This window comes from Mesorhizobium sp. M8A.F.Ca.ET.202.01.1.1, assembly GCF_004791595.1.
Classification (GTDB): Bacteria; Pseudomonadota; Alphaproteobacteria; order Rhizobiales; family Rhizobiaceae; genus Mesorhizobium.
In genome coordinates this window covers 182,528-207,850 of record NZ_SRUN01000014.1, presented here as the reverse complement: position 1 = coordinate 207,850, position 25,323 = coordinate 182,528, and the positions used below count along the sequence as shown (strand labels likewise).

25 protein-coding genes are annotated in these 25,323 nt (G+C 63.3%); 13 read left to right on the top strand and 12 right to left on the bottom strand.

Translation table 11 applies throughout. The features are described 5' to 3' along the window. Positions 1 to 228 precede the first annotated feature (228 nt). Entirely contained in the window at positions 229 to 1,149 is a 921-nt protein-coding gene (locus EN845_RS27325) for a LysR family transcriptional regulator (RefSeq protein WP_127872927.1), read from the bottom strand. 136 nt (positions 1,150 to 1,285) lie between these two features. On the opposite strand from EN845_RS27325, the gene EN845_RS27320 reads away from it, so the two are divergent. The 4 genes from EN845_RS27320 to EN845_RS27305 all read left to right on the top strand — a co-directional run bounded on the left by EN845_RS27320 (position 1,286) and on the right by EN845_RS27305 (position 5,663). Next, the gene (locus tag EN845_RS27320) at positions 1,286 to 2,503 is read left to right on the top strand and encodes a urate hydroxylase PuuD (protein WP_127279466.1); all 1,218 of its coding nucleotides are present in this window, start codon (positions 1,286 to 1,288) and stop codon (positions 2,501 to 2,503) included. Between the two features lie 2 nt (positions 2,504 to 2,505). Further along, positions 2,506 to 3,819, top strand: a complete 1,314-nt coding sequence (gene guaD, locus EN845_RS27315) for a guanine deaminase (protein WP_127872928.1) — start codon at positions 2,506 to 2,508, stop codon at positions 3,817 to 3,819. Positions 3,820 to 3,897: 78 nt separating this feature from the next. After that, positions 3,898 to 4,401 carry a heme-degrading domain-containing protein gene (locus EN845_RS27310; protein ID WP_127279464.1) on the top strand — a complete coding sequence of 168 codons (504 nt, stop codon included), beginning with the start codon at positions 3,898 to 3,900 and terminating at the stop codon, positions 4,399 to 4,401. Further along, positions 4,398 to 5,663 carry a glycerate kinase gene (locus tag EN845_RS27305; protein WP_127872929.1) on the top strand — a complete coding sequence of 422 codons (1,266 nt, stop codon included), beginning with the start codon at positions 4,398 to 4,400 and terminating at the stop codon, positions 5,661 to 5,663. The genes EN845_RS27310 and EN845_RS27305 overlap by 4 nt, the downstream gene beginning before the upstream one ends. A gap of 250 nt (positions 5,664 to 5,913) precedes the next feature. Here EN845_RS27305 and EN845_RS27300 read toward each other — a convergent pair whose 3' ends face one another. The 4 genes from EN845_RS27300 to EN845_RS27285 all read right to left on the bottom strand — a co-directional run bounded on the left by EN845_RS27300 (position 5,914) and on the right by EN845_RS27285 (position 11,506). Next, positions 5,914 to 7,383 carry a UdgX family uracil-DNA binding protein gene (locus tag EN845_RS27300; protein ID WP_127280645.1) on the bottom strand — a complete coding sequence of 490 codons (1,470 nt, stop codon included), beginning with the start codon at positions 7,381 to 7,383 and terminating at the stop codon, positions 5,914 to 5,916. 2 nt (positions 7,384 to 7,385) lie between these two features. Then, the gene (locus EN845_RS27295; RefSeq protein ID WP_127280646.1) at positions 7,386 to 8,621 is read right to left on the bottom strand and encodes a putative DNA modification/repair radical SAM protein; all 1,236 of its coding nucleotides are present in this window, start codon (positions 8,619 to 8,621) and stop codon (positions 7,386 to 7,388) included. Positions 8,622 to 8,708: 87 nt separating this feature from the next. Further along, positions 8,709 to 10,094, bottom strand: a complete 1,386-nt coding sequence (locus EN845_RS27290) for a glutamine synthetase family protein (RefSeq protein WP_127278010.1) — start codon at positions 10,092 to 10,094, stop codon at positions 8,709 to 8,711. A gap of 32 nt (positions 10,095 to 10,126) precedes the next feature. Continuing rightward, entirely contained in the window at positions 10,127 to 11,506 is a 1,380-nt protein-coding gene (locus tag EN845_RS27285; RefSeq protein WP_127278011.1) for an aspartate aminotransferase family protein, read from the bottom strand. Positions 11,507 to 11,657: 151 nt separating this feature from the next. Here EN845_RS27285 and EN845_RS27280 point away from each other — a divergent pair, with 151 nt between their 5' ends. After that, positions 11,658 to 12,110: a hypothetical protein gene (locus tag EN845_RS27280; RefSeq protein WP_127278012.1), complete on the top strand. Its 453-nt coding sequence runs from the start codon at positions 11,658 to 11,660 to the stop codon at positions 12,108 to 12,110. 15 nt (positions 12,111 to 12,125) lie between these two features. Here EN845_RS27280 and EN845_RS27275 read toward each other — a convergent pair whose 3' ends face one another. The 4 genes from EN845_RS27275 to EN845_RS27260 form a co-directional block, all read right to left on the bottom strand. After that, on the bottom strand, positions 12,126 to 13,100 hold the full coding sequence (locus EN845_RS27275; protein WP_127278013.1) for a WD40 repeat domain-containing protein: 975 nt from the start codon (positions 13,098 to 13,100) through the stop codon (positions 12,126 to 12,128). A 97-nt stretch (positions 13,101 to 13,197) separates the two neighbouring features. Next, positions 13,198 to 13,725: a GNAT family N-acetyltransferase gene (locus tag EN845_RS27270; RefSeq protein WP_127278014.1), complete on the bottom strand. Its 528-nt coding sequence runs from the start codon at positions 13,723 to 13,725 to the stop codon at positions 13,198 to 13,200. Continuing rightward, positions 13,722 to 14,000: a DUF1778 domain-containing protein gene (locus EN845_RS27265; protein ID WP_027142795.1), complete on the bottom strand. Its 279-nt coding sequence runs from the start codon at positions 13,998 to 14,000 to the stop codon at positions 13,722 to 13,724. Before EN845_RS27265 ends, EN845_RS27270 begins: the two co-directional genes overlap by 4 nt. An 80-nt stretch (positions 14,001 to 14,080) precedes the next feature. Then, on the bottom strand, positions 14,081 to 15,151 hold the full coding sequence (locus EN845_RS27260; protein WP_127278015.1) for a GTP-binding protein: 1,071 nt from the start codon (positions 15,149 to 15,151) through the stop codon (positions 14,081 to 14,083). A gap of 409 nt (positions 15,152 to 15,560) precedes the next feature. Here EN845_RS27260 and EN845_RS27255 point away from each other — a divergent pair, with 409 nt between their 5' ends. After that, entirely contained in the window at positions 15,561 to 16,031 is a 471-nt protein-coding gene (locus EN845_RS27255) for a MarR family winged helix-turn-helix transcriptional regulator (protein ID WP_127278016.1), read from the top strand. A 12-nt stretch (positions 16,032 to 16,043) separates the two neighbouring features. Here the strand turns inward: EN845_RS27255 and EN845_RS27250 are convergent, their stop codons facing one another. After that, complete coding sequence (locus EN845_RS27250) at positions 16,044 to 16,913, bottom strand: AraC family transcriptional regulator (protein WP_127278017.1); 870 nt, start codon at positions 16,911 to 16,913, stop codon at positions 16,044 to 16,046. A gap of 53 nt (positions 16,914 to 16,966) precedes the next feature. Between EN845_RS27250 and EN845_RS27245 the strand changes: the two genes are divergently transcribed. The 6 genes from EN845_RS27245 to EN845_RS27220 all read left to right on the top strand — a co-directional run bounded on the left by EN845_RS27245 (position 16,967) and on the right by EN845_RS27220 (position 21,891). Continuing rightward, entirely contained in the window at positions 16,967 to 17,374 is a 408-nt protein-coding gene (locus tag EN845_RS27245; protein WP_127278018.1) for a DUF2000 family protein, read from the top strand. A gap of 193 nt (positions 17,375 to 17,567) precedes the next feature. Continuing rightward, positions 17,568 to 18,452, top strand: coding sequence for a DMT family transporter (locus tag EN845_RS27240; RefSeq protein WP_167531481.1), 885 nt, complete (start codon positions 17,568 to 17,570; stop codon positions 18,450 to 18,452). 65 nt (positions 18,453 to 18,517) lie between these two features. Next, positions 18,518 to 19,540 (top strand): LacI family DNA-binding transcriptional regulator, encoded by a 1,023-nt coding sequence (locus EN845_RS27235; RefSeq protein WP_127278020.1) that lies wholly within the window; start codon positions 18,518 to 18,520, stop codon positions 19,538 to 19,540. After that, a complete protein-coding gene (locus tag EN845_RS27230) occupies positions 19,537 to 20,520 on the top strand; it encodes a 2-hydroxyacid dehydrogenase (protein ID WP_127872930.1) in 984 nt (327 codons plus the stop codon). Before EN845_RS27235 ends, EN845_RS27230 begins: the two co-directional genes overlap by 4 nt. A 137-nt stretch (positions 20,521 to 20,657) precedes the next feature. Beyond that, positions 20,658 to 21,329, top strand: coding sequence for an outer membrane protein (locus EN845_RS27225; protein ID WP_127872931.1), 672 nt, complete (start codon positions 20,658 to 20,660; stop codon positions 21,327 to 21,329). A 157-nt stretch (positions 21,330 to 21,486) separates the two neighbouring features. Next, a complete protein-coding gene (locus EN845_RS27220) occupies positions 21,487 to 21,891 on the top strand; it encodes a hypothetical protein (RefSeq protein WP_127872932.1) in 405 nt (134 codons plus the stop codon). Here EN845_RS27220 and EN845_RS27215 read toward each other — a convergent pair whose 3' ends face one another. Continuing rightward, complete coding sequence (locus EN845_RS27215) at positions 21,892 to 22,665, bottom strand: gamma-glutamyl-gamma-aminobutyrate hydrolase family protein (RefSeq protein WP_127872933.1); 774 nt, start codon at positions 22,663 to 22,665, stop codon at positions 21,892 to 21,894. A 262-nt stretch (positions 22,666 to 22,927) separates the two neighbouring features. Here EN845_RS27215 and EN845_RS27210 point away from each other — a divergent pair, with 262 nt between their 5' ends. After that, positions 22,928 to 24,037 (top strand): TRAP transporter substrate-binding protein, encoded by a 1,110-nt coding sequence (locus EN845_RS27210; protein WP_127278183.1) that lies wholly within the window; start codon positions 22,928 to 22,930, stop codon positions 24,035 to 24,037. A gap of 248 nt (positions 24,038 to 24,285) precedes the next feature. Here EN845_RS27210 and EN845_RS27205 read toward each other — a convergent pair whose 3' ends face one another. Next, entirely contained in the window at positions 24,286 to 25,314 is a 1,029-nt protein-coding gene (locus EN845_RS27205; protein WP_127278184.1) for a zinc-dependent alcohol dehydrogenase family protein, read from the bottom strand. Between the last annotated feature and the right edge of the window lie 9 nt (positions 25,315 to 25,323).

The window sequence follows — 25,323 nt, the reverse complement described above, 5'->3', positions numbered from 1 at the left end:
GCCGCGTCGTCATCCACGGGCGGAGCAGCCGCGAAGCGGCGTCGCGCAGACCCGAGGATCCATGCCGCGGCGTCAAGGCGCTGCCACGGTGCAGAATTCTGCTCCGTTGCACTTTACGGCGAAAGTCACGGAATGGGTCCTCGGGTCTGCGCTCCGCTTCGCGTCGCTCCGCCCGTGGATGACGAAGTCGCGGGCCTTCGGCCGATCCCGTAGCAACGCGACCGCCCCTCACTTGCCCGCCAGAATGTCCTTGATCAGCCTTTGGCAACGCTCGGCCATGAAGTCGAGCAATAGCCGCACCTTGGGATCCTGCAGCTTCTTGTGCGGATAGACGGCGGCGAACTGCACCGGCGTTGGCGGGGTGCTGGTCAGGATCACTTTCAGCCGCTGGTCGCGGATGAACGGCTCGACCTCGAAGCGCGGTTTGTTGATGATGCCGCGCCCCGACAGCGCCCAGCCGGTCAGCACGTCGCCATCATCGGTGTCATAGGGCCCATGCACCTCGAATTTCTGCGGGCCGGTGGGCGTTTGCAAGGTCCAGACATATTCGCGCGCGCCGGAATAGCGCAGCATCAGGCAGTCATGCTTCCTGCCGATCAGCTCCTGCGGCTCCGTCGGCTCGCCGCGCGCTTCCAGATATTTGGGTGCGGCGACCAGCACGCGCTCGCATTCCATGATGCCGCGCATCCTGAGGCTGGAATCCTCGATGATCCCTAACCGGAAGGCGACGTCGATGCCTTCCTTCATGATGTCGACATTGTGGTCCGAGAGCCTCAGCCGCACCTCGACGTCAGGGTATTTGTCGTGAAAATCGGGAATGCCCGACGCCACCAGCCGGCGCCCGAGGCCGAGCGGTGCGGTGACGCGGATGGTGCCACGCGGCTGGCCGGACAGCGCCGAGACGGCCGCTTCCGCCTCGGTGATCGCCTCCAGCACCTGCTTGGCGCCGGAATAGAAAACAGTGCCGTGCTCGGTCGGCATCAATTGCCGGGTGGTGCGGTTGAACAGCCGCACGCCGAGATGCTTCTCCAGTTCCTTGATGCGGTTGGAGGCGACCGCCGGCGAAATGCGCATGTCGCGGCCGGCCGCCGACAGATTGCCAAGCTCGACGACGCGGACAAAGACGGCGATGTTGTCGAGATAGGCCATGCGGATCGGCACCCTTCACCGGTTTGCGGTGATCAACCTAGTATTTTCCATTTTTTTTTGAAAGTCATCGTACACCTCGCCTCTTTTCGTTTGCGCCCCACACCGTAAAGTCATCGGATCGGCAGGGACGATTTCAATGATGGATTTCGCGATTTTCTGGGACTGGCTGAGCTTCGCCGTGCGCTGGCTGCACGTCGTTACCGGCATCGCCTGGATCGGCTCGTCCTTCTACTTCGTCGCGCTCGATCTTGGCCTGCGCCAGCGGCCCGGCATGCCGGTCGGCGCCTTCGGCGAGGAATGGCAGGTGCATGGCGGCGGCTTCTACCACATCCAGAAATACCTGGTGGCGCCGGCCGAGATGCCCGAGCACCTGACCTGGTTCAAATGGGAATCCTATGCCACCTGGCTGTCCGGCTTCGCCATGCTGTGCGTGGTCTATTACGCCGGAGCCGATCTGTTCCTGATCGATCCCAATGTGCTGCCGATGTCGGTGCCGGTGGGCATTCTGTTGTCGATGGCCACGATCGGCGTCGGCTGGGTGGTCTATGATCTCCTGTGCCGCTCGCCGCTTGGCAAAAGCGACACCGGCCTGATGCTGGTGCTCTATTGCGTGCTGGTCTTCATCGCCTGGGGGCTGACGCACCTGTTCACCGGCCGCGCCGCCTTCCTGCATCTGGGCGCGATCACCGCGACGATCATGTCGGCCAATGTCTTCATGGTCATCATTCCCAACCAGAAGATCGTCGTCGCCGACCTCATCGCCGGCCGCAAGCCTGATCCGAAATACGGCAAGATCGCCAAGCAGCGCTCGCTCCACAACAATTATTTGACGCTGCCGGTACTGTTCCTGATGCTGTCGAACCACTATCCGCTGGCATTCGGGACTGAGTTCAACTGGGTCATCGCCTCGCTGGTGTTCATCATCGGCGTCCTCATCCGCCACTATTTCAACACCGTGCACAAGCGTGCCGGCAACCCGCACTGGACGTGGCTCGGCGCCCTTGTCCTGTTCATCATCATCATCTGGCTGTCGACCGTGCCGAAGGTGCTGACCGGTGAACCGAAGGTGTCCGCCTCGGCGCAGGTCTATATCGCCTCGGCGCATTTCCCGGCGGTGCGCGACACCGTTCTCGGCCGCTGTTCGATGTGCCATGCGGCCGAGCCGGTCTATGAAGGCATCTATCATGCGCCCAAGGGCGTGATGCTCGACACCGACGCCGGCATCGCCGACCATGCCCGCGAGATCTATCTGCAGGCCGGCCGCAGCCACGCCATGCCGCCGGCTAATGTCAGCCAGATCACCGACAAGGAACGGGCGCTGCTGGTCGCCTGGTTCGAAGGCGCGGGGAAATAAGCATGACCTCGACACTTCTGCGCGGCCGCACCCTGTCCTTCGTGCGCTGGCCGCAAACCATCGACGATCACTCAGCCTGGCGCTACGAGGAGGATGGCGGCCTGCTGATAAGCGATGGCAGGATCGTTGCATCAGGCGCCTATGCCGATGTCGAGAAACAGGCCGGCGAGGGCGTCAAAAAGATCGACCATCGGCCGCATCTGCTGCTGCCGGGTTTTATCGATACGCATGTGCATTTCCCGCAGATGCAGGTCATCGCCTCCTATGGCGCCGAACTGCTCGACTGGCTGAACACCTACACCTTTCCCGAGGAAACCAAATTCGCCAACGCGCAGCATGGCCGCCGCATCGCGCGGCTGTTTCTTGATGAAACGGTGCGCCACGGCACAACGACGGTTGCCGCCTACTGTTCGGTGCACAAGGCCTCGGCGGAAGCCTTCTTCGCCGAGTCGCACGCGCGCGACATGCTCAACATCGCCGGCAAGGTGATGATGGACCGTAATGCGCCCGAAGGCGTGCTCGACACGCCGCAGACCGGCTATGACGACACCAAGGCGCTGATCAAGGAGTGGCACGGCAAGGGGCGGCAGCACTATGCCATAACGCCGCGCTTCGCCATCACCTCCTCGCCGGAGCAGATGGAGATGGCCGGCGCGCTGTGCCGCGAACATCCCGACCTGCACATGCAGACGCATCTGTCGGAAAATCACGGCGAGATCGCCTTCACGCAACAGCTTTATCCCTGGTCGCGCGACTACACCGACGTTTACGAGCACTATGGGCTGCTGGGCAAAAAGAGCCTTTTCGGCCACTGCATCCATCTGTCGGAGCGCGAGGCGGACGCGCTGGCGGACAGCGGTTCGGTGGCCGTGTTCTGTCCAACCTCGAACCTGTTCCTCGGCTCGGGCCTGTTCGACTACCAGCGCTTTCGCCGCCGCGACAAGCCGTTGCGCATCGCGGCCGCCACCGATGTCGGCGGCGGCACCAACTATTCGATGCTTCGCACCATGGACGAGGGCTACAAGGTGATCGCGCTGAACGGCGAGAAGCTCAACCCTTTCCAGTCCTTCTGGCAGATCACGCGCGGCAATGCCGAGGCGCTATCTGTCGTCGAGAAGATCGGCACGCTGGAGGAAGGCACCGATGCCGACATCGTCGTGCTCGATGCGAGGGCAACGCCGGCCATGCGGCTCAGGATGGAAACGGTCGAGACGCTGGCGCGGGAACTGTTCCTGCTGCAGACGCTGGGCGATGATCGAGCCGTGCGCGAGGTCTATGTCGCGGGGCGGGCGGCCAAGAGCGACATCGCAATTTAGCGCTGCGGTGTGTTGCCTGCTTGACCCGGCGGCAGCCATCGGTCAAAGCGTGCGGCGAAGTTGACAGGGGAACGACATATGACCGTTGCTGACGACATCACTCTGATCAAGAAACAGGAAGAGACCCTTGTCTTCACGGCCTTCGACGAGGCCGTCGCCTTCAAGCTCGGTTCGGCGATCCGTGACCGCGCGCTGGCTGAGAACCTGCCCGTCATCGTCGACATCAGGACTTTCGACCGGCCGCTCTTCTATGCCGCCATGCCGGGGTCGAATGCATCCAATCCCGACTGGGCGCGGCGCAAGATCAATGTTGTCAAGCGCTACCTCAAAAGCACCTACCGTCTGGTTCTGGAGCAGCAGCGTCCCGACCGCACCTTCAAGCTCGGCGAGGGGCTGGATATTGCGGACTACGTGCTGGCCGGCGGCGGCTTCCCGGTCGCGGTCAAGGGTGCCGGTGTCATCGGCGTGATCGCGGTGTCCGGCCTGCCGGAGCGCCAGGATCATGGCGTGGTGGTCGATGCGCTGTGCGATCACCTGGGCATAGACAGGCGCAAGCTGGCGTTGTCCGCGGACCCCGAATGACCGTGCCCGATCCCAAGGTTTTTCTTATCTCGATCTTCAATGCCGCCGTCGCCGCCGCCGATCCGGAGCGCACCATCCGCGACCATTTGCCGGCCAGACCCAGGGGCCGCACCATCGTCATCGGCGCCGGCAAAGGCTCGGCACAGATGGCGGCGGCCTTCGAGAAGGTCTGGGACGGCCTGATCGAAGGGCTGGTCGTCACCCGCTACGGCTATGGCGCCAGATGCGAGCGCATCGAGATCATCGAGGCCGCGCATCCGGTGCCGGACGCCGCCGGGCTCGAAGCCTCGCGGCGGCTGCTGGAGAAAGTGCAAGGGCTGACAGCGGACGACCTGGTCGTGGCGCTGATTTCCGGCGGCGGTTCGGCCCTGCTGCCGTCTCCGGCCGCCGGCCTGACGCTGGCCGACGAAATTGCCGTCAACGAGGCGCTGCTTGCTTCCGGCGCGCCGATCGCGGCGATGAACACCATCCGCAAGCATCTCTCCGCCATCAAGGGTGGCCGGCTGGCCGCTGCCGCATGGCCGGCCAAGGTGGTGTCGCTGGTTGTCTCCGACATCCCCGGCGACAATCCGGCCCTGGTGGCGTCCGGCCCGACCGTTCCCGACACTGGCAGCCGTGACGACGCGCTGGCCTCGATATCCGCCTATGGCATGAAACTGCCGGACACGGTCATGGCGCATATCCAGTCGCCGGCGGCCGACGCACCAGATCCCGACGATCAGCGCTTTGTGCGCAACGAGGTGCATCTGATCGCCTCGGCTGGCGTGTCACTGGAAGCGGCGGCGGCTGAAGCGAGGCGGCAAGGCGTCGAAGCCTTCATCCTCTCCGACGCCATCGAAGGCGAAGCACGCGAGGTCGGCGGCGTCCATGCGGCAATCGCCCGCGAAGTGGCGACGCGTAATCGGCCCTTCCAAAAGCCGGTGCTGATCCTTTCGGGTGGTGAGACCACCGTGACTTTGCGGGCAAAGGGCAAAGGTGGCCGCAATTCGGAATTCCTGCTCGCCTTGGCCATCGGCATCAATGGCGTAGAGGGTATTCACGCCTTTGCCGCGGATACCGACGGCATCGATGGCTCCGAAAACAATGCCGGCGCCTTCGCCGACGGTTCGACCGTTTCGCGCATGCGGGCGGCGGGTGTGGATGCCAAGGCGATGCTGGCCGGCAACAATGCCTGGACGGCCTTCAATGCCGTCGGCGATCTCTTCGTGCCCGGCCCGACCGGCACGAACGTCAATGATCTCAGGGCAATTCTCGTCCGTTAAAGGCTGGTGCGTCCCCTCTCCCAAACGCAAGCGCTGCCCCTCATCCGCCTGCCGGCACCTTCTCCCCGTATAGTGACGGGGAGAAGGAAGCTAACTGCGTCTTGGAGCTTTTTCTTGCAACGATGGTGATTGACGAAAGCGCAGGGCACAGCCCCTTTCTCCCCGTCACTACACGGGGAGAAATGTCCGGCAGGACAATGAGGGGCGGCGCCAACCGCTCGATCCTTATCCAGCGCTCGGACCTGATGGATCAAGTCGACATAAGCTTCCTCACCTGCTTCATATCCTGCAAAAACCGCTCGCGTTCGGCTTCTTTATCCGCGTGATCCCGGATGCGCAGGATGAAGGAGGGGTGGATGGTGATGAAGACGCGCAACCCGTCCTCGCGTTCGACCACCTGGCCGCGCATCTTGGTCACCGGGATCGCCTTGCCAAGCAGGGACAGCGCCGCCGTCGCGCCGAGCGCCACCGCAAGCTCCGGCTTGACCAGCTCGAATTCCCTGTCGATCCACCAGCGGCAGGCCTGAACCTCGCCGGCATTCGGCTTGGAATGGATGCGGCGTTTGCCCCGTGGCTCGAATTTGAAGTGCTTGACCGCGTTGGTGACATAGACCTCCAGGCGGTCGACACCGGCATCGTCCAAGATCGCATCGAACACCTTGCCCGCGGGGCCGACAAAAGGTTTGCCGGCGAGATCCTCCTGGTCGCCAGGCTGTTCGCCGACGAAGATCACCTTGGCATTGTCAGGTCCTTCGCCGAATACGGTCTGCGTCGCATCGCGCCAAAGCGGACAGCGGCGGCAGCCCTTCGCGGCTTCGCGCAACTCGGAAATCGTGTGCGCGGCATCGCCGTCAGGCGTTTCGGCTGGCTGATGCTTCGGCCAATGCTTTGCCTGCACCTTGGCGTGGTGCGGCGCGGGCGTTGTCGGCATTCTGGCAATCATATCCTTGGCGGCCTTGTCCGCTCCCGCGATCAAGTCAGGAATGAGCGAGGCCTCGGGAAGGTTCCGCCAATATTTCTTCGGCATCTCCTTCTGCATGGCTTTCACCTTCAGCCGCGCCGGATTGAAGATGTTCGCGAAGTAGGTCCGCCACAGCGCTTCGGTGTCGTCCTGGTCAGGCGCGTCGGTCTTGGCGGCGCCCGGTCCGATCGCTAGCCTTTCGCCATCCCAGTCGGCGGAGGCGTAAGGCGTCAGGATCGTCCAGCGCATGCCGGTAAAACGCCGGACGAAGAAATCCGCATTGCGCTCGACGATGAAATGGTCGGGCTCGAACCAGGCGACATAGCGTTCCTCCTCGCCATCGCCGATCTTCCGGAAGCGGACGAAGGCATGCATCTTGTGGCTATCGCGCCGCACCGCCTTTTCCATCGCCTCGAGCCGCCTGGTATCGGGATCCGATGCGATCGCCAGCAGCTTGGGCTCCGCACGCAGCCGCCACAACAGCCGGTAGAGGAAGGCGAAACGGCCGGGGTCGCAATGGCAGAAGGCGGTTTCAGTGTGATCGATGAAATCGCGCGGCACAACGAGCTGCGCGCCCTCGGGCACGTCAGGCAAATCGCTTTGCGGCCGGTCGGAACCGGCTGCGACATGCCAGCCGATATCCTCGGGTCTGACCTCATTCAGCGCCAGCCGTCGAGCCGCGTCGCGCCAGCCGGCGAAATCGGTCTGGCTTTCAAGCCAAACTGTGTAGCGGGCGAGGTCGAGCTCCGCTGGCAGCATGGTCAAAACAGCGCCAGTTGTTCGCAGGATCGCTCGATCTGGCCGCGCAGGCCGGCCTTGTCGGTGAGCGCACCTGGCGACCAGCCTTCGGCGATGATGAAGGGCCGTAGCTTGGCGATCGAATGGCAAATCCGCCCGACATCTTCCAGCCGCATCCGCCGGTGCCGGCGGGTCTGCAGGATTTTCGTCACCACCTTGGTGCCGAGGCCGGGCACTCGCAACAGCGTCTCACGGTCGGCGCGGTTGATGTCGACGGGAAACTGCCCCCGGTTGCGCAGCGCCCAGGCAAGCTTCGGGTCGATAGCGAGATCGAGCATGCCATCGCTGCTGCCGGCCAGGATTTCCGGTTGAGAAAATCCGTAGAAGCGCATCAGCCAGTCGGCTTGGTAGAGCCGGTGTTCACGCATCAGCGGCGGCTTCTGCAACGGCAGCGAAGACGAGGCATCGGGGATCGGACTGAAGGCCGAATAATAGACGCGCCGCAGGTGGTAACTGCCATAAAGCCGGGCGCTGGTGTGCAGGATGCCGTCGTCGGAGGTCTTGTCGGCACCGACGATCATCTGCGTCGACTGGCCGCCGGGCGCAAAGCGTTCGCGCTTTTTGGTCCGCAGCGTCGGCTCGGCCTTCTCCTCCATCTTCCGGCGCAGGTTGGCCATCGAGAGCCGGATTGTCTCCGGCCTCTTTTCCGGCGCCAGCTTCTTCACGCCCTCGTCGGTGGGCAATTCGATATTGATCGACAAGCGGTCCGCATAGAGCCCGGCCTGCTCCACCAGGTCCGCCGAACTTTCCGGAATGGTCTTCAGATGGATATAACCGGAGAATTTTTCCTCCAGCCGCAGCCGCCGCGCCACCTCGACCATTTCGCCCATGGTTTCATCAGGCGAGCGGATGACGCCCGAGGAGAGGAAAAGGCCTTCGATATAATTGCGCCGGTAGAAATCCATGGTCAGCTTCACCACCTCGTCGATGCCGAAGCGGGCGCGCCGGACATTCGACGACGAGCGGTTGATGCAATAGCTGCAGTCGTAGATGCAGAAATTGGTCAGCAGGATTTTCAGCAGCGAAATGCAGCGGCCGTCCGGCGCGTAGGAATGGCAGATGCCCATGCCTTCGGTGGAGCCGACGCCGCCGGACTTCAGCGAATCCTTTTTTGCGGAGCCCGATGAGGCGCAGGAGGCATCGTACTTGGCGGCGTCGGACAGGATTGCCAGTTTTTCACGGATGGTGAGAACACTCATTTGTTCATGATATGTTCTGATCAATCATCACGCCATCTCATTTGATGGTGACGGCGAAAAAGTGATCGCCGCCGGGTCGCCCAGCCGTCAGACTTCGTGCAGGTAGAGGTGATAGTCCAGTTCACTGACCGTGCGGGCCACGCGCAGGTATTCGGACTGCTTGATCGCAACGAAGGTGCGGTGCAGGTCCTCGCCGAGCGCGCCCTTTAGGAAACTGGACGCCCTGGCCGCTTCGATTGCCGCGCGCCAATCGGCTGGCATCGTCGTACGGGTGACGGCAGCCTCATAGCCATTGCCGGTCGTTTCGGGGCCCGGATCGAGCCCTTCGTCGAGGCCTTTGACGATGCCGGCGAGCACCGTCGCGGCGATCAGATAGGGATTGGCGTCGACGCCGGACGGCCGGTGCTCGATGCGCCGGTTTTTCGCATCGCCCGCCGGCACGCGCAGCGCCACCGAGCGGTTGTTGACGCCCCAGGTCGGCGCCACCGGTGCGTAGGATTGCGAGACGAAGCGGCGCCAGGAATTGGCGTGCGGCGCAAACACCAGCATCGATTCCGCCATGGTCTGGATCAGGCCGCCAAGGCCACGCAGCAGCGGCAGCGACCAGTTCTCGCCGGTGGCTTCCGAAAAGACGTTTCGGCCATCCTTGTCCTGCAGCGACACGTGGAAATGCATGCCGGAGCCGGCATATTTCTCGATCGGCTTGGCCATGAAGCAGGCGGTGACACCGTGACGGCGCGCCTGCGCCCGCACCAGCCGCTTCAGCATGACCAGATCGTCGGCCGCCCGCATCACGTCCTTGCGGTAGTTCAGCGTCAGCTCGTACTGGCCAGGCGCATATTCCGAGATCACCGTCTCGGCCGGAATGCCTTGCGCCTTGGCGGCGGCGTAAATGTCGGAGAACAGCGGCTCCATGCCATGCAGATGGTCGACGGAATAGACTTCGGTCTTGCCCGAGACGCGGCCATCGAGCACCGCGCGCGCCGGCTGCACCTTGCCATCGGCATCACGCTCATTGGCCAGCAGAAAAAACTCGAGTTCGAAGGCGCCGGCCGGATGGAGGCCCTTGGCAGCCAGTATGTCGACCTGCCGGGCGAGCGCCAGCCGCGGGTCCGACGACATTGGCTGGCCGTCGAGATGATACATAGCCATCAGCACCTGGCCGCGCGGCGGATTCGTACCGTAAAGCGGCACCAGCGTGCCGGGAATTGGCCAGGCCCGGAGATCGCCGTCGCCGCTGTCCCAGATCAGCCCGGTTTCGTGCACATCCTCGCCGGTGATGTCGAGGCCGAGGATGGAGATCGGCATATGCCGGCCGCCTTCGAAAATGCTTTTCAGCTCGTGCCGGCGCACGATCTTGCCGCGCCCGACGCCATTGGCGTCGGTCAGCACGATATCGAAGGCCTCGATCTCGGGATGGGCGTCGAGGAAGGCTTGCGCCTCGGTGGGCGTCGAGCCCGAAGGTGAAGTCATGATGGAACTCGGGTTGGCTTGAGGGGCTTGTCTCATGCCGCAAGCTTTGCCGCAACCGCTCCAAAGGCGCTGATCAGCCGGTTGACCTGGGCACCTGACGTCGCCGGCGAGATCAGCATCATGTTGTGGAAGGGTGCGATCAGCACGCCGCGATTGACCAGCGCGACATGGATGGCGGCTTCGAGTTCCGGCGCATGCGCACCCTCCGCCTCGGCGCCATTGCGCAGCGGACCGGGCGCGCAGATGAACTCGACACGGGCCCCGACACGGGCGACATGCCAGGGCAGGCGGTAACGGTCGATCACGCCGGTCAGCCCGGCATCGAGCCGGCGCGCCAGATGATCCATGCGGTCGTAATTCTCCTGCGTCATCACCTCCTCGAGCGTGGCGCGCATGGCGGCGAACTGCAGCGGGTTGGCCGACAGCGTCGTGCCCATGCCGGAATAGCCAGGCTCTTTCGTCCTGTTGTAGTCGGCATAGCGCGAAGCGACTTCATGGCTCATGCCCCAGACGCTCGCCGGCACGCCGCCGGCAATCGGCTTGCCCAGAACGAACAAGTCCGGCTCCAGCCCATATTTCCTGGTGTAACCGCCCGGGCCGGTCGAGATCGTATGCGTCTCGTCGATCAAAAGCAGCGTGCCGGCAGCACGGGTCAACTGTCGCAGCGCCTCGTGGTAGCCGGGATCGGCAAGCACCATGCAGGAATTGGTCAGCACCGGTTCGGCGATGACGCAAGCGACATCCCTGTCGTTGAGCGCGGCTTCCAGTGCGGCGACATCGTTGAACTCGATGACCTTGGCCATACGGGTCAGGTCGCGGAATTCGCCCGCCAGTCCTGGCCGGTTGACCTGGATACCGTCGATCAGCCGCACCATCGTCTCGTCCACCGAGCCGTGATAGCAGCCGTTGAAGACCAGGATTTTCTCCCGTCCAGTGATGGCGCGGGCGACGCGCAGCGCGAAGCGGTTGGCGTCGGTCGCCGTCGTCGCGATCTGCCAGAACGGCAGGCCGAAGCGCTGCTGCAGCAGCGGTCCGATGGCCAGCGCATCTTCGGATGGCAGCATATAGGTCAGGCCGCGCCCGGCCTGGCGGCGAATGGCGCGTGCCACTGCCAGCGGCGAGTGGCCGAACATCGAGCCGGTGTCGCCGAGGCAGAAATCGTCGAGCCTGTTGCCGTCCACGTCGGTGATCGTGGCGCCCCTGGCGCTGTCCACCAGGATCGGAAACGGCGTCGGCCAGTCATTCATCCAGTGCATTGGCACGCCGCCGAAGAAGCCGGGCAGGCCGTTGCCGACCTTGGCCTGCGATTTCGGCCGCGCCTTGCGGAAGGCAGCCCCTTCCGTCTCACGCAAGTGCGCGATGCGGTCGCGGCTGATGCCGCCGATGGTCTTTGAACTATCGCTGCTGTGCATGAAAACCCCTCTGGCTCATTCCTCTTAGCCAATCCACCTCCGCAACGGCAATTGGCCGTGCGTCTGTTCTGCATTGGCTCAGCCTTGGCCGGCGGCGCTTGACGCTCCGTGCGAAGTCGGCGCCAATGTGGACGGTAATTGGGCAAGGGAAATGCGGACGATCATCTGCGTGACGATACTGTTCCTGTCGACCGGTACGGCGTTCGCCACCGGCGGCATCTGGTGCTCCGTCGATGATCCACTGGTCAAATTCCAGGTCGATGCCGGCGTCACCACCGGGATGGGCGGCCCGACCTTCAATTTTCGCGGTGATCTCGAAATCAAGGCAAGGCCCGCCGGCGATCAGCTGCGAAAGACCATTTTTGAGAACTCCAACCTCACCCAGTACTGGCTGGACAACAAGGAACTGCGGCTGAACATCTACCGCGAGCAGGAGGTGGCCAAGACCTACAGTTCGGTCGAACTGACGATCCTGACCAAGGCCAGCGACGAAGGCGTCTATGATGGAAACTACAAGCTCGCCGTCTATGACAGCACGGCCGACAAGGACAGCGATGGCAAGCCGGTCGATCTGACCGGCAAGGTTTCCTGCGGCGCCGAGTAATCCGCTGGTTCGAAACTAGGCAGTGATGTCGATGACGCCGCAGTCGCCGGCGGCACTGCCGAAGGCGACGCGGCGTTCTTCCTTGTCCCACATCATCGCGGTGATGGCGCCCTTGCCCGGGCGCCGCAAAAGCACTTCCTTGGCGTCGGAAAAGCGCACGGCCATAACCATGCCGTCATCATAGCCGACGGCGACGACATCCTGGCTCGGGTGGCAAGCAACCGCCGTCACCATGGCGTTGCCGCGCGTGCCGAGTTCCAGCGGCGCCTTGCCCATCGGCCCGTCCTTGGCCGAAAACGGCCAGACGATCGCCGCCGGCGCGCCGGAACTGGCCAGCCACTTGCCTTTGACGCTCCACGACAGGCTTTTGACCTTGCCGGGATAGCCGCTCATGCGCATGTGCTTGCCGTCGGCGAGCTTCCAGCCATGCAGGGCGTTTTCCTGCATGGTGGTGACCAGAAAGGTGCCGTCCGGCGAGAAGGTGATGCCGGTGTGGGCGCCGGCCCATTCGAGCTCCACCGGCTTGCCTTCGGCGGCCGGGAAATGCAGCGTCGCGCCATTGTAGCGGGCGACGCCGAAGCGCATCCCCTTGGGCGAGAAGGCCAGCCCCTCGACCGAGCGCGGATGGGCAAATTCCCGGATCTTGCCATCGGCGAAGCGCACGAAGGCCGTCTTTCCCGTGGCATAGGCGATGGCGCCTTGCGGCCCGGCGGCAACGCTGGTGATCCATTTCTTGCCGGCGCTCGCCACCTCCCGGGTCTCACCTCCGGCTTTCACGGCAAACACCTTGCCGTCCTCGCCGCCGGTGATCAGCCGGTCGTTTGCCGCGTCATGGAAGGCCGCGAGCAGCCCGTCATTGGCCTGTACAGTCTTGTGGCCATTGTCGAGCCGGTGGATAGCGCCATCGGCCAGCGCGAAATGCGGCACATCGCCAAGGAAGACGGCGGCGACGCAATGGCCTTCGAGATCGAGCGGGGCGACTGTGGGCATGATTATCTTTGTTCAGCTAGATGACAGTACAGAGGCGGCTTACTCGACGTTTGCGGTTCCGGCAACCGGAGGATCAGCGAAGTGCGAGAGGCTGTCATCAAAGCAGCCCCTTCGCCCGCAGATCGGTTGCGAACGTCGCCAATGGCATCACCAGGGTCAGATTCGATCCTTGGAGGCGCTCGGCTCCGTAGCTGGCATACCATCTTGCGGCCCGCTCGCTCTTGGCATCGATCATGAGCAGGATTCCGCCACCTTCGCCGGCCAGTCGCAAGCAGCGCAATGCCGCGGCGGCAAGCAGCTGACTTCCGAGCCCCTGTCCGGCGACTCTGCGGTCGGTCGCCAGCCGGGCAAGTTTGAAGCCGGAAACCTCGTGCCGCGCCAAACCTCTCGTCATCGCCTCGGGCACGGCTTCATGAGCAACGGCTGAAGGTGCGATCGTATAGAAGCCGAGGATCTGCTCCAAAGCCGCATCGTCGATCGCACAGAAGGTCTTGGCGGCATTTTGTTCGTGGCTTTGCCGCGCGTACCGCCGCAGAAAATCGTTCATCTGCGCATCGCCGCAATCGAACGAGGCCCGATCATGGCGTTTCGCGATCGGCTCCTCGTGCCAGGACGGAAGTGTCACAGAGTATCCGGCAAGGCCGCGATCGCCGCTCGGAGCTTGGCATTTGGTTTCGGCGGGTTCTCCAACAGGTCGAGTATACGTGTGAAATCGCGGTCGGATACTTTCGCAACCTCGGCTGCTTCGATTACCGCCTGTGCTTCGGGAACCACCTTGTTGAGAATGAAGTCGGTAACGTCCTGATGAGACAGTGCGGCAGCGCGCGCGATCATCGCCTTCTGCGCAGGCGCGATGCGGATTTGATAGCGCTCAGTTTTATTGTCTGCCGACCTGGGCATCGGAAATCTCCTCAAACTCATGTACACATCCTATGTGTACATGAAGTCGACATCAACCCTTCAAGATCATCAATACGACTTTACGATGCCTGGCAGGCGTCAAAGCTCTTCTTCAGCCGTTCGGCGTCGAGTTCGCGGCCGATGAACACCAGCCGGCTCTCATGCTTTTCGCCGTCTTTCCAGGCCCGCTGGTGGTCGCCCTCGATGATCATGTGCACGCCCTGGATGACATAGCGCTCGTCATCGCCCTTGAGCGCGATGATGCCTTTCAGCCGCAGGATGTTGGGGCCTTCCATCTGAGTGATCTTCTCGATCCACGGGAAGAATTTCTTCGGGTCCATTTCGCCGCCGCGCAGCGACACCGACTGCACCGTCACGTCATGGATATCGGACGGATGCGCGTGATGGTGGTGGTCGTGCCCATCGTGGTCGTGATGATGATGGTCGTGATCATGATCATGATCATGGTCATGGTCATGGTGATCATGGTCGTCATGCGCCTCGAGAAAATGCGGGTCGTTTTCCAGCGCCCTGGACAGGTCGAAGGCACCGCGGTCGAGCACTTCCGACAGCGCCACGCCGGCGCGTGTCGTGCGGTGGATCCTGGCTGCCGGATTGATGGCGCGGATCGTTGCCTCGACCTTGGCGAGTTCTTCGGGGGTGACGAGGTCGGTCTTGTTGAGCACGACGACGTCGGCGAAGGCGATCTGGTCCTCGGCCTCCTTGGAATCCTTGAGCCGCAGCGGCAGGTGCTTGGCGTCGACCAGCGCCACCACGGCATCGAGCTTGGTCTTGGAGCGCACGTCGTCGTCCATGAAGAAGGTCTGCGCCACCGGCACCGGATCGGCGAGCCCGGTGGTTTCGACGACGATGGCGTCGAAGCGGCCGGGTCGCCGCATCAGGCCCTCGACGACGCGGATCAGGTCGCCGCGCACCGTGCAGCAGACGCAGCCATTGTTCATCTCGTAGATTTCCTCATCGGATTCCACGATCAGCTCGTTATCGATGCCGATCTCGCCGAATTCGTTGACGATGACGGCGTAGCGTTTGCCGTGGTTCTCCGACAGGATGCGGTTGAGCAGCGTAGTCTTGCCGGCGCCGAGATAGCCGGTGAGAACGGTTACGGGAATCTGCGTCTGTGCGTCGCTCATGGCTTGCCTCGAAATGACTGGGCCCTGAAATCCAGGCCGCGAAAAGGGATTGTCGGTTCCATATAGGATGTGCGCCGGGTTTTTGCACGGGCAAACCATGGGCCAAAGTTGCCGGCTGGGATTCGTCCTGACATCGTGGCCGCGAAAAGCCATCGCCGCCCCGGCGATGGAAGATCAAGACGACGTCCTGTCCGGGGGCCGCCGGTCGTGGGATCGCAGCCGCAGCGAATCCGTTCCCCGCCAAACTCGTTTGTCATCTAACTGAAATAAACATCTGGCATCACCACGGCGGACACCGCAATGCTTGCCGGCAAAGCTGTTTCGAATGCCGGAATCTTTCGATCGTCGATTGCCAACCGGCCGGCTGCGTCTATGCTGTGCGCACCGGTACGGCCGAAGAGGGATGACCATGGCCAAGGCGGACAAGACTGCAACGATGAGCCGGCTGCATTCAGCGGCAAGGCTGGCAAGGACCGCGCTGGCGGCACGGCTCCTGGCGCATGGCTTCTACGCCGGCCAGGACCAGATCATGCTGGCGCTGGACCGTGAGGACGGCCAGACACCGGGCAATCTCGCCGGGCGTCTCGGCGTGCGCCCGCCGACCATCACCAAGACCATCAACCGGCTGCAGGCGCAGGGTTTTCTGGAAAAACGCGCGTCGGAATCCGATGCCCGCCAGGCGCATATCTTCCTCACCGATACCGGCCGTGAAACCATCCGCGCCATCGAGAAGTCGGTGAAGAAGACCGAAAAGCAAGCGTTGAAAGGCCTCGACAAGAAGGACCAGAAGGCGCTGTTCAAGCTGCTCGCCCGCATCGAGGCCAACCTCTCCAATGAGGAACTGGTGCTGATCGACGACGACGCCGAGTCGGACGACTGATCTCTTCGGCAATCAGGCTGCCGCGGCAGCTCCATGGATCAAGGACGACCAGCGTCCCGGTGTCATGCCGAACGCTTTCTTGAATTGCCTGTTGAAGTGGCTCTGGTCGCTGAAGCCGGCTTCGATCGCGATCTGCGCCAAGGGCTCGCCGGCGGCGATCATCCTGCGCGCGCGCTGAAGCCGGCGCATCACCAGGAAACGATGCGGACTGGTCGAGAAGGCCGTGCGGAAATGTCTCGACAGGGCATAGCGGTCGAGACCCGTGACGGCTTCCAACTCGCCAGAGCGCACGGGCCGGTCGAGGTTTTCCGTCAGATACTCGCGCGCCAGCGTCGCGGCCCGCCGCGCCGTCCCGGCTATCGGCTTTGCCGGCTGGCCGCCATGCCGGGCCAGGCTTTGCATCAGCTGCGCCAGAAAGTCGTCGACGAACAGCTCGTCGAGTTCCTGCTCCAACGGCCCGAGCGCCGAAAACAGCGTCGCGCAGAAGGCATCGTCCGTCACCACCCCGTCCCTGACGAACGGCAGCGCCGCGCCGCCGAGACAGTCGAGCATCAGTGACGGCTCGAGATAGAGCATTCTGTAGCGCAGGCCTTCCTCGGTGCCCGCGCCGCCATCGTGCAATTCGTCGGGATGCAGCACGATGACCTGGCCAGGCAGGCTCAGCCGTGCCGCGCCACGATAGCGGAAGGTCTGCACGCCGCGCAGCGTCACCCCGATCGCATAGGTGTCGTGGCGATGCGGATCGAAGGCGCTGCCGTGAAACCGGGCCTCGATGCGCTCCATCCCGGCGGGATCGGGAGCCGAGATGATGCAGTTTTCAGCGGCATCTGCGCACAAACGTCCAAGACCCTCGAAGGCCTGGCTGCCTAGATCGTGCAACATCGTCTCCTTCACAGCCTCGCTATCGGGGCCTAACCTCGAATGGCCATTTTGTCATGTTCGATACGAAATTTGCAATCGTACTGCGAGAAGACTTGCCCGTCTGGCAGAAACTCAACGTCACCGCCTTCCTGACCAGCGGCATCGTCGCGCAATTCCCCGACATCATCGGCGAGCCCTATCGCGACCGCGCCGGCAATCTCTACAATCCGCTGTCGATCCAGCCGGTTATCGTGCTCTCGGCCGACCAGGCGACGCTCGGTGCGATCCACCGGCGTGTGCTGGAACGCGGCGTGACGACCTCGCTCTATGTCGAGGAGATGTTTTCCACCGGCTTCGACGCCGCCAACCGCGCCGTGTTTGCCGAATTCGCGCCCGAAGACGCCAAGGTGGTCGGCATCGCGCTGCGCGCCGAGAAGAAGGTTGTCGACAAGATCACCAAGGGCGCCCGTATGCATACATAGCGCCCGCGGACTAAGCCTGGCGGCGGCTGTTGTTGTACCAGCGACCCCAGGCGCGGCAGCGGGCGACAATTGGCTTGCCGGCAAGCGACAATTCCCGCAAAGGTGGGCTCCAGCCCAGTTTTTCCCCGGCCTGCACGTGAATCCTTCCCAAAGACAGTCAGAAAGCGCGACGCCGCCGGTGGCGATCCTGTGCATGCTGACCACCTATGTTTTCTTCACCTTCCTCGACACCTCAAGCAAATATCTCGTCCTGGCCGGCGTCTCCGTCCTGATCGTCGCCTGGGTGCGCTTTGCCGTGCATGTCGTGCTGGTTGGGGCGCTGCTGCGGGGCTGGCGCGAGCCGGCGCGGTTTCGCCCGGTCAACCTGCCGGCGCATGTGATCCGTGGCGCCTTCCTGTTCGGCTCGACCATGTTCAACGTCCTGGCGCTGCGGTCCCTGCAACTGGCCGAGACGACGTCGATCTATTTCTTCGGGCCGATGGTGATCACCGCCCTTGCCGGCCCGCTGCTCGGCGAATGGGCCGGCTGGCGGAGGTGGCTGGCGATCCTGGCCGCTTTCGCCGGGGTTTTGATCATCACGAGGCCAGGTGTCGGCGTTTTCGGCATCGGACACCTCTTTGCGCTCGGCTCGATGCTGTCGAACTGCTTCTATGTCATCATGACGCGACGCATGTCGGCCACCGAGACCTCGGAAAGCCTGATCCTGTTCTCGGCGCTGGCGCCGGCGGTGCTGCTGTTGCCCATGCTGCCGTTTTCCTTCTCTCTGCCGCACGATGGCTGGCACTGGTTCGTCTTGCTCATGCTCGGCGTGTTCGGCGGCGTCGGCCACTGGCTGCTGGTCCAGGCCTATCGGCGGGCAACGACCACGGCGCTCGCCCCCTATCCCTATTCGCAGATGGTGTGGATGATCCTTTCCGGCTGGCTTGTCTTCAAGCAGTTCCCCGACCGCTGGACGCTGGTCGGCGCCGCCATCATCGTCGCCAGCGGCCTCTACATCGTCCATCGCGAACACCGGCTTCGGCTGCGCAGCCGCGCGGCCTCGGATGTCGAGGCCGAGGCGCTGGCAAAAAAACTTTGATTTGGCCCCGATCGATGGCATAAGGCCGCCCTTAAACAGTTTAAAAAACGACGGGGAGCGAAAGCCTGGCACAGAAGATCAAGCTGTCGACGATCGCGGATGCGCTTGGCGTGTCCACGGCCACCGTGTCGCTGGCACTGCGCGACAGCCCGCTGGTTGCCGGCTCGACGCGCGACCGCATCAAGGAACATGCGCGCGCCATCGGCTATATCTACAACCGCCGCGCCGCCAGCCTGCGCACCTCGCGCTCGGGCATTGTCGGTGTCGTCGTGCACGACATCATGAACCCGTTCTTCGCCGAGATCCTGCGCTCGATCGAGAGCGAGCTCGACCGCAGCCGGCAGACCTTCATCCTGTCCAATCACTATGATCAACTCGAAAAGCAGCGCACCTTCATCGATACGCTGCTGCAACTCGGTGCCGACGGCGTCATCATGTCACCGGCCATCGGCACGCCCGCGTCCGACATCGTCATGGCCGAGGAGAACGGCCTGCCGGCGGTGCTGATCGCACGCACCGTCGAGGGCGCCGACGTGCCGGTGTTTCGCGGCGACGACTCTTATGGAACAGGCCTCGCCACCAACCATCTGATCTCGCTCGGCCACAAGCGCATCGCCATGATCGGCGGCACCGATCAGACCTCGACCGGCCGCGATCGCTACCAGGGCTATGTCAACGCCATGGAGGCGGCGGGGCTCGAAGTCAGATCGTCCTGGCGCATCGCCGGCCCGCGCACCAAGCAGGCGGGCTTCGAGGCGGCCGGGCAATTCCTGGCGCTGAAGGACAGGCCGACCGCCGCCTGCTGCTGGAACGACCTCGTCGCCATCGGCCTGATGAACGGCATTGCGCGCGCCGGCCTGGTGCCGGGCATCGACATCTCCGTCACCGGCTATGACGATCTCGAGGAGGCGGCGATCGCCACGCCGGCGCTGACCACCGTCTGGAACGGCCAGCGCGAGGTTGGCCGCCGCGCCGCCAGCGCGCTGCTCGACAAGCTCAACGGTCAGACGGTGCGGCCCTCGCAGGAATTGATCAAGCCGGAACTGCATGTGCGCCAGTCGACCGGCAAGCCAGTGGAGCGTGCATGACCAGGGCCGAAGATCTGCAAGCCGTTGCCATTCTGGTGCCATCGGATTTCAGCGGCCATGCCGCCGATCGCATCGACCGGACATTCAGGCGCGTCGGCATCGAGCGGGCCGATCCGGCGCTGGTCACCGAGGAGATGCGCCGCGCCGTACGTGGCGTCGCTTCCTTTGCCGGCATCAGCGCGGCGATGATGGATGCGTTGCCAAATCTCGAACTCATCGCCTCTTTCGGCGTCGGCTACGATTCCGTCGATGTCGGCCATGCGGCGGCGAAGAACATCATGGTCACCAACACGCCCGACGTGCTGACCGAGGAGGTCGCCGACACCGCGATCGGGCTGCTGATCAACACGGTGCGCGACCTGCCGCGCGCCGAGACCTGGCTGCGTGACGGCAACTGGATGCGCAAGGGCAACTATCCGCTGAGCCGGCTCACCTTGCGCGCGCGCCGCGTCGGCATTTTCGGCATGGGCCGCATCGGGCAGGCCATTGCCCGGCGGCTGGAGGCCTTCGGCCTGCCGGTCGCTTACCACAACCGGCGTCGTGTCGAAGGCCTTGCCTACCAGTACCATCCGACGTTGAAGGGCTTGGCCGAGGCGGTCGATACGCTGATTTCGGTGGCGCCCGGCGGAGCTTCGACGCAGAAAGCGGTCAATGCCGAGATCCTGTCGGCACTCGGCGCGAATGGCGTCTTCGTCAACATCGGCCGCGGCAGCACGGTCGACGAAGCGGCCCTCGCGGCCGCCCTTGCCGACGGCACCATTGCCGCCGCCGGGCTCGATGTCTTCGCCGACGAGCCGAATGTTCCCAAGGCGTTGCTCGACTTGCCAAACACCTCTCTGCTGCCGCATGTCGGCTCGGCTTCGGAGCACACACGCCGCGCCATGGCCGATCTCTGCGTCGACAATCTGGTGTCCTGGTTCACCGAGCGCCGCCCGCTGACGCCGGTGCCGGAGACGGTCAATGTGAAGGCCAGGACCTAGCAAGATAGGCCGCAATAGGCGGCGAAACGTGGCCGATCTGCAACGGCAGGCTGGAAATCGGCGCCTGACGGGCACAGAGTATCTTGATCTACAGCTGAAGCCGAGTACTTTGCCGGCATCAACGAGCGGGGCGCTGCGTGAAAACTCTTCTTCTTGCATCAACACTACTTGTCGCTGTTTCGGGCAGTGCGTTCGCTGCCGATGCGCTTGTCTCGGAACCTGTTGCTTATGACTGGACCGGCGCCTATGTCGGTGCCCAGATTGGCTATGGCTGGGGAGATGTAGACAGCCACGATTCCGAGATAGGCAGTGGCTTTTCCGACTGGGCTGACTCCTGGAATTCCAACGGAGTGCTTGGCGGTATTCACCTCGGCTATAATCAGGCTTTCAATTCGTACGTTCTCGGCGTCGAAGGCGATATCGAGGCCTCCGGAATGAGCGGTTCGGTGGATTCGGATTTTGCCGGTACCATCAAAACCAAAATCGATGTTCAGGGCTCGCTGCGCGCGCGTCTTGGTTATGCAATGGGTCCGGCCCTTCTTTACGCCACGGGTGGTCTGGCCGTAGCCCACTTCCGTACCAATTACGACGACGGAGGGACGACTGACAGCACATCCAATACCAAAGCCGGGTGGACTGTGGGCGCCGGCGTCGAATATGCCTTCTCGCAAAAATGGACGACCCGCGTTGAGTACCGCTACACTGATTTCGGCACGTTCACCGACAATCCGGCAACTGACAGCGGCTACAATTATCCGACTGACGTGAAGACCCAGGCTGTCCGAGTCGGTATCAGCTACAAGTTTTGAAATAAAGCAATTGCTGGTTGGGGTCCTATCTCTGCCCTACATCTGAGCGCATGCTGCCGTTTTCGGTGCCGAAAGCGGGTCGCCATATTTATTAACGTCTGCTTTAACCCTTTGAAATCATTCTTCATCCTGTCTGTATGTATGGGTGAAGATCAGTGTGAAGGCGCTTTCCGCATTGATCGCCGCCGCCGCCTTGTTTGGCGGCATTCAGCTGTTTCATGGCGGCAGCGGTGAAAGCGTCGCCGAGGAGGCTACGCCGTCAAACATCTACAGGCTGGTCGCCAACGGTGACGAGGGGGCCTGCGCGGTCACGCGCGGCGCCTCGGTCTCGGATGGTCTGTCGCTGTTGACCGTGGCGCCGAATTGCCGACGGCTCCTGCCAGGCATCGAGCAGGTGAAATTCTGGCGCCAGCAAAACGACGGAACGGTCGCCTTCAGTGCCGACGGCGTCGATCCGATCGTCACCTTTGCCGTGGCTGACGGCGATGGCTACGAATCCTATGCCCCGGCGCTACCGTTGTTGTCGCTCGCGGCGGATGGTGACTTGAAGCCGCGAGACTGACTACTCCGCCGCGGCCCGTGCGCCGGCTTTCGCGGCCGCATGCAGGCGCACCGCATCGCCGAAGGCGCGAAAAATCTTGGCGGAATTGCTGTCCGACTTGACCCAGTATTCGGGATGCCACTGGACACCGACTGCGAAGGCGCGGGCTCCCTTGACCGAAACCGCCTCGACCGTGCCGTCGGTGGCGACCGCCTCGATCTCGAGCTTCGACCCCAGCCGCTCGATCGCCTGGCGATGCAAGGAATTGACCTTGATGTCGCCGGCACCGAACACGCCGGCCAGGCAACTGCCCGGCTTGATCGAAATGGTCTGGTGAATGGCGAAGCGCTCGTCCTGTTTGTCGCTCACTGCCGCACGGTGGTCCAGCGATCCCTCGCGCTCCTGGATCTCGGTGCCCAGCGTACCGCCAAGTGCCACGTTCAGCTCCTGAATGCCGCGGCAGATGGCGAGCAGCGGTACGCCGCGCTCGATCGCCTTGCGGATCAGCGGCAGCGTGGTGCCGTCGCGCGCGGTGTCATAGGGGCCATTGGCTTCGCTGGCATCGCCGCCATAGAGCGAAGGGTCGACGTTGGATTTCGAGCCAGTGAGCATGACGCCGTCGACCGACGACAGGAGTTCGTCGAAGTCCAGCCGGTCGCCGAACGAGGGCACGAGCAGGGGGAAAACACCGGCACCCGCGATCGCCGCTTCCAGATATTGTTGCGGCGCGGCATGCCAGGTGTAGTTGTCGAATTGACGGACGTCGGTCGATATGGCGACGAGCGGCTGCTGCATTTTGGGTCTGTTTTCCATCTGGCAAGGAATGTCCTGCCCACAAAATAGGCGATGTCAGGGCATTTTTCCATGCCAAGTTTCAGCGTGTCGCATAGGCCACGAAATCCCCTGTTAGACTATAGTTGCAGGCCCCCATGGCCCCGTCGCCAAATACGGCGGCCGTGCTGGACTCGACCCCCTGCCTGTGTATTGTTTCGCCAGCCGATGCGGGTACGGAGGATGTCTCCGGCGTCGGTCTGTTGATCCAAAAGGGAGGAACTGCATGGATCGTCGTTCATTCATCCGCAAGGCCGGCGTGACCGGCGTCGGTGCAGCCGCGGCGGCGGCCACGCTCGCCGCACCGGCCATAGCCCAGTCCAACCCCAAGGTGACATGGCGGCTGGCGTCGTCCTTCCCGAAGTCGCTCGACACCATCTATGGCGGCGCCGAAGTGTTCTCCAAGATGCTGTCTGAAGCCACTGACGGCAATTTCCAGATCCAGGTCTTTGCCGCCGGCGAGCTCGTCCCTGGCCTGCAGGCCGCCGACGCCACCACGGCCGGCACGGTCGAGGCCTGCCACACGGTGGCATATTATTACTGGGGCAAGGATCCGACATGGGCGCTGGGTGCCGCCGTGCCCTTTTCGCTCAATGCGCGCGGCATGAATGCCTGGCATTATCATGGCGGCGGCATAGACCTGTTCAACGAGTTCCTCGCCACGCAAGGTCTGTTCGGCCTACCGGGCGGCAACACCGGCGTGCAGATGGGTGGCTGGTTCCGCAAGGAGATCAAAACCGTCGCCGACCTCTCCGGCCTCAAGATGCGTATCGGCGGCTTTGCCGGCAAAGTGGTGCAGAAGCTCGGCGTCGTGCCGCAGCAGATCGCCGGCGGCGACATCTATCCGGCGCTGGAAAAGGGCACCATCGACGCCGCTGAGTGGGTCGGCCCCTATGACGACGAGAAGCTCGGCTTCTACAAGGTCGCGCCCTATTACTACTATCCCGGCTGGTGGGAAGGCGGCCCGACCGTCCACCTGATGTTCAACAAGGCGAAATACGAAGAGCTTTCGCCGACCTACAAGTCGCTGCTGCGTACATGCGCCCAGGCCGCCGATGCCAACATGCTGCAGAAATACGACTACGTGAACCCTCCGGCGGTGAAGCGGCTGGTGGCCGGCGGCGCCAAACTGCGCCCGTTCAGCCAGGAGATCATGACCGCGTGCTTCGAGAAGGCAAACGAGGTCTATGCCGAAATGGAAGCCTCGAACGCGCCCTTCAAGAAGATCTGGGAATCGATCAAGGGCTTCCGCAAGGAGCACTATCTCTGGGCGCAGGTTGCCGAATACAATTACGATACGTTCATGATGGTCCAGCAGCGCAACGGCAAGCTGTAGGGTTGAGCCTTGTCCCTTCTCCCCGTCACTATACGGGGAGAAGGTCCCGGCAGGGGGATGAGGGGCAGCGCCGGCTTCGGCGAATTGAACGCCCTCGGCGCAAGCCCAACCGCGCATCTTATCAATTCAGCATTGGCGCCGCCCCTCACCTGCCTGCCGGCATCCTCTCCCCGTATAGTGACGGGGAGAGGGAAGCTGTCATCGACGGTTTCGCCAATCGCCAACGTTGCAAGATGAAGGACCGCACTTCAGCCCAGGCCTGGCACCACCAGCACCTTGACCTCGCCCGGCGCGGGCGGATTGGCGATCACACCAGGCGCCTCTTCCAGCGACACCTGCCTGGAGATCAGCCGGTCGATCTCAATCGCGCCCGACGCGATGAGCTCGGCGGCGCGGCGATGCGTATAGGGATTGAGGAACGAGCCCAGTACCTTCAGTTCCCGGAACAGGAGGTCGAAGGGCTCGAATTCCGCCTTCATGCCTTGCGGCGTCACGCCGACGATGACGACGGTGCCGCCGGCCCTTGCCAGCCGCATCGACTGCTCGACGGTGTCGCGCACGCCGGCGCATTCGAACACCACGTCGGCGCCGCCGGGCATCAGTCCCGCCCGTCCGGCGATGGCATCGATCACATCGGCGGCTGTGGGATCGACCGTCGCCGTCGCGCCGAGTTCCCTCGCAAGCGCGCGGCGCGAGGCTTGCCTTGTCGACAGGATGATCGTGGTGGCCCCGGCGAGCCGAGCCAGCTGCACCGTTAGCAGGCCGATCACGCCGCCGCCGAGCACGACAACCGAACTGCCAGGCTTGATCTCGGCAAGGTCGGCACCGTGCAGGCAGCAGCCAAGCGGCTCGCAGAACGCGCCATGTGTCGGCGGCAGATCGGCGGGCAGGATGAAAGCCTGTTTTTGCGGCATCACCACATAGTCGGCAAAGCCGCCGTCGCGATGGATGCCGATGGCGTTGAGATTGCGGCACAGATTGACCCGGCCGGCATGGCAATGCGGGCACCGTCCGCAGGCGATGTTGGGATCGCCAGTGACCCGGTCGCCGACGGCAAAGCCGGAGACCGCATTACCGACGGCCTCGATGATGCCGGCGAACTCGTGCCCGGGCGTCACAGGCGGCCTGCAAGGGAATTCGCCGTGGAAAAGATGCCGGTCGGTGCCGCAGACACCGCAGGCCTCGATCCGCACCAGAAGCTCGTCCGGACCGGGAACCGGCTTGGCGACCTCGCGCAGCGCGATGCCGCCCACTCTCTCCAACCGCACGGCTTTCATGGCGTCTTC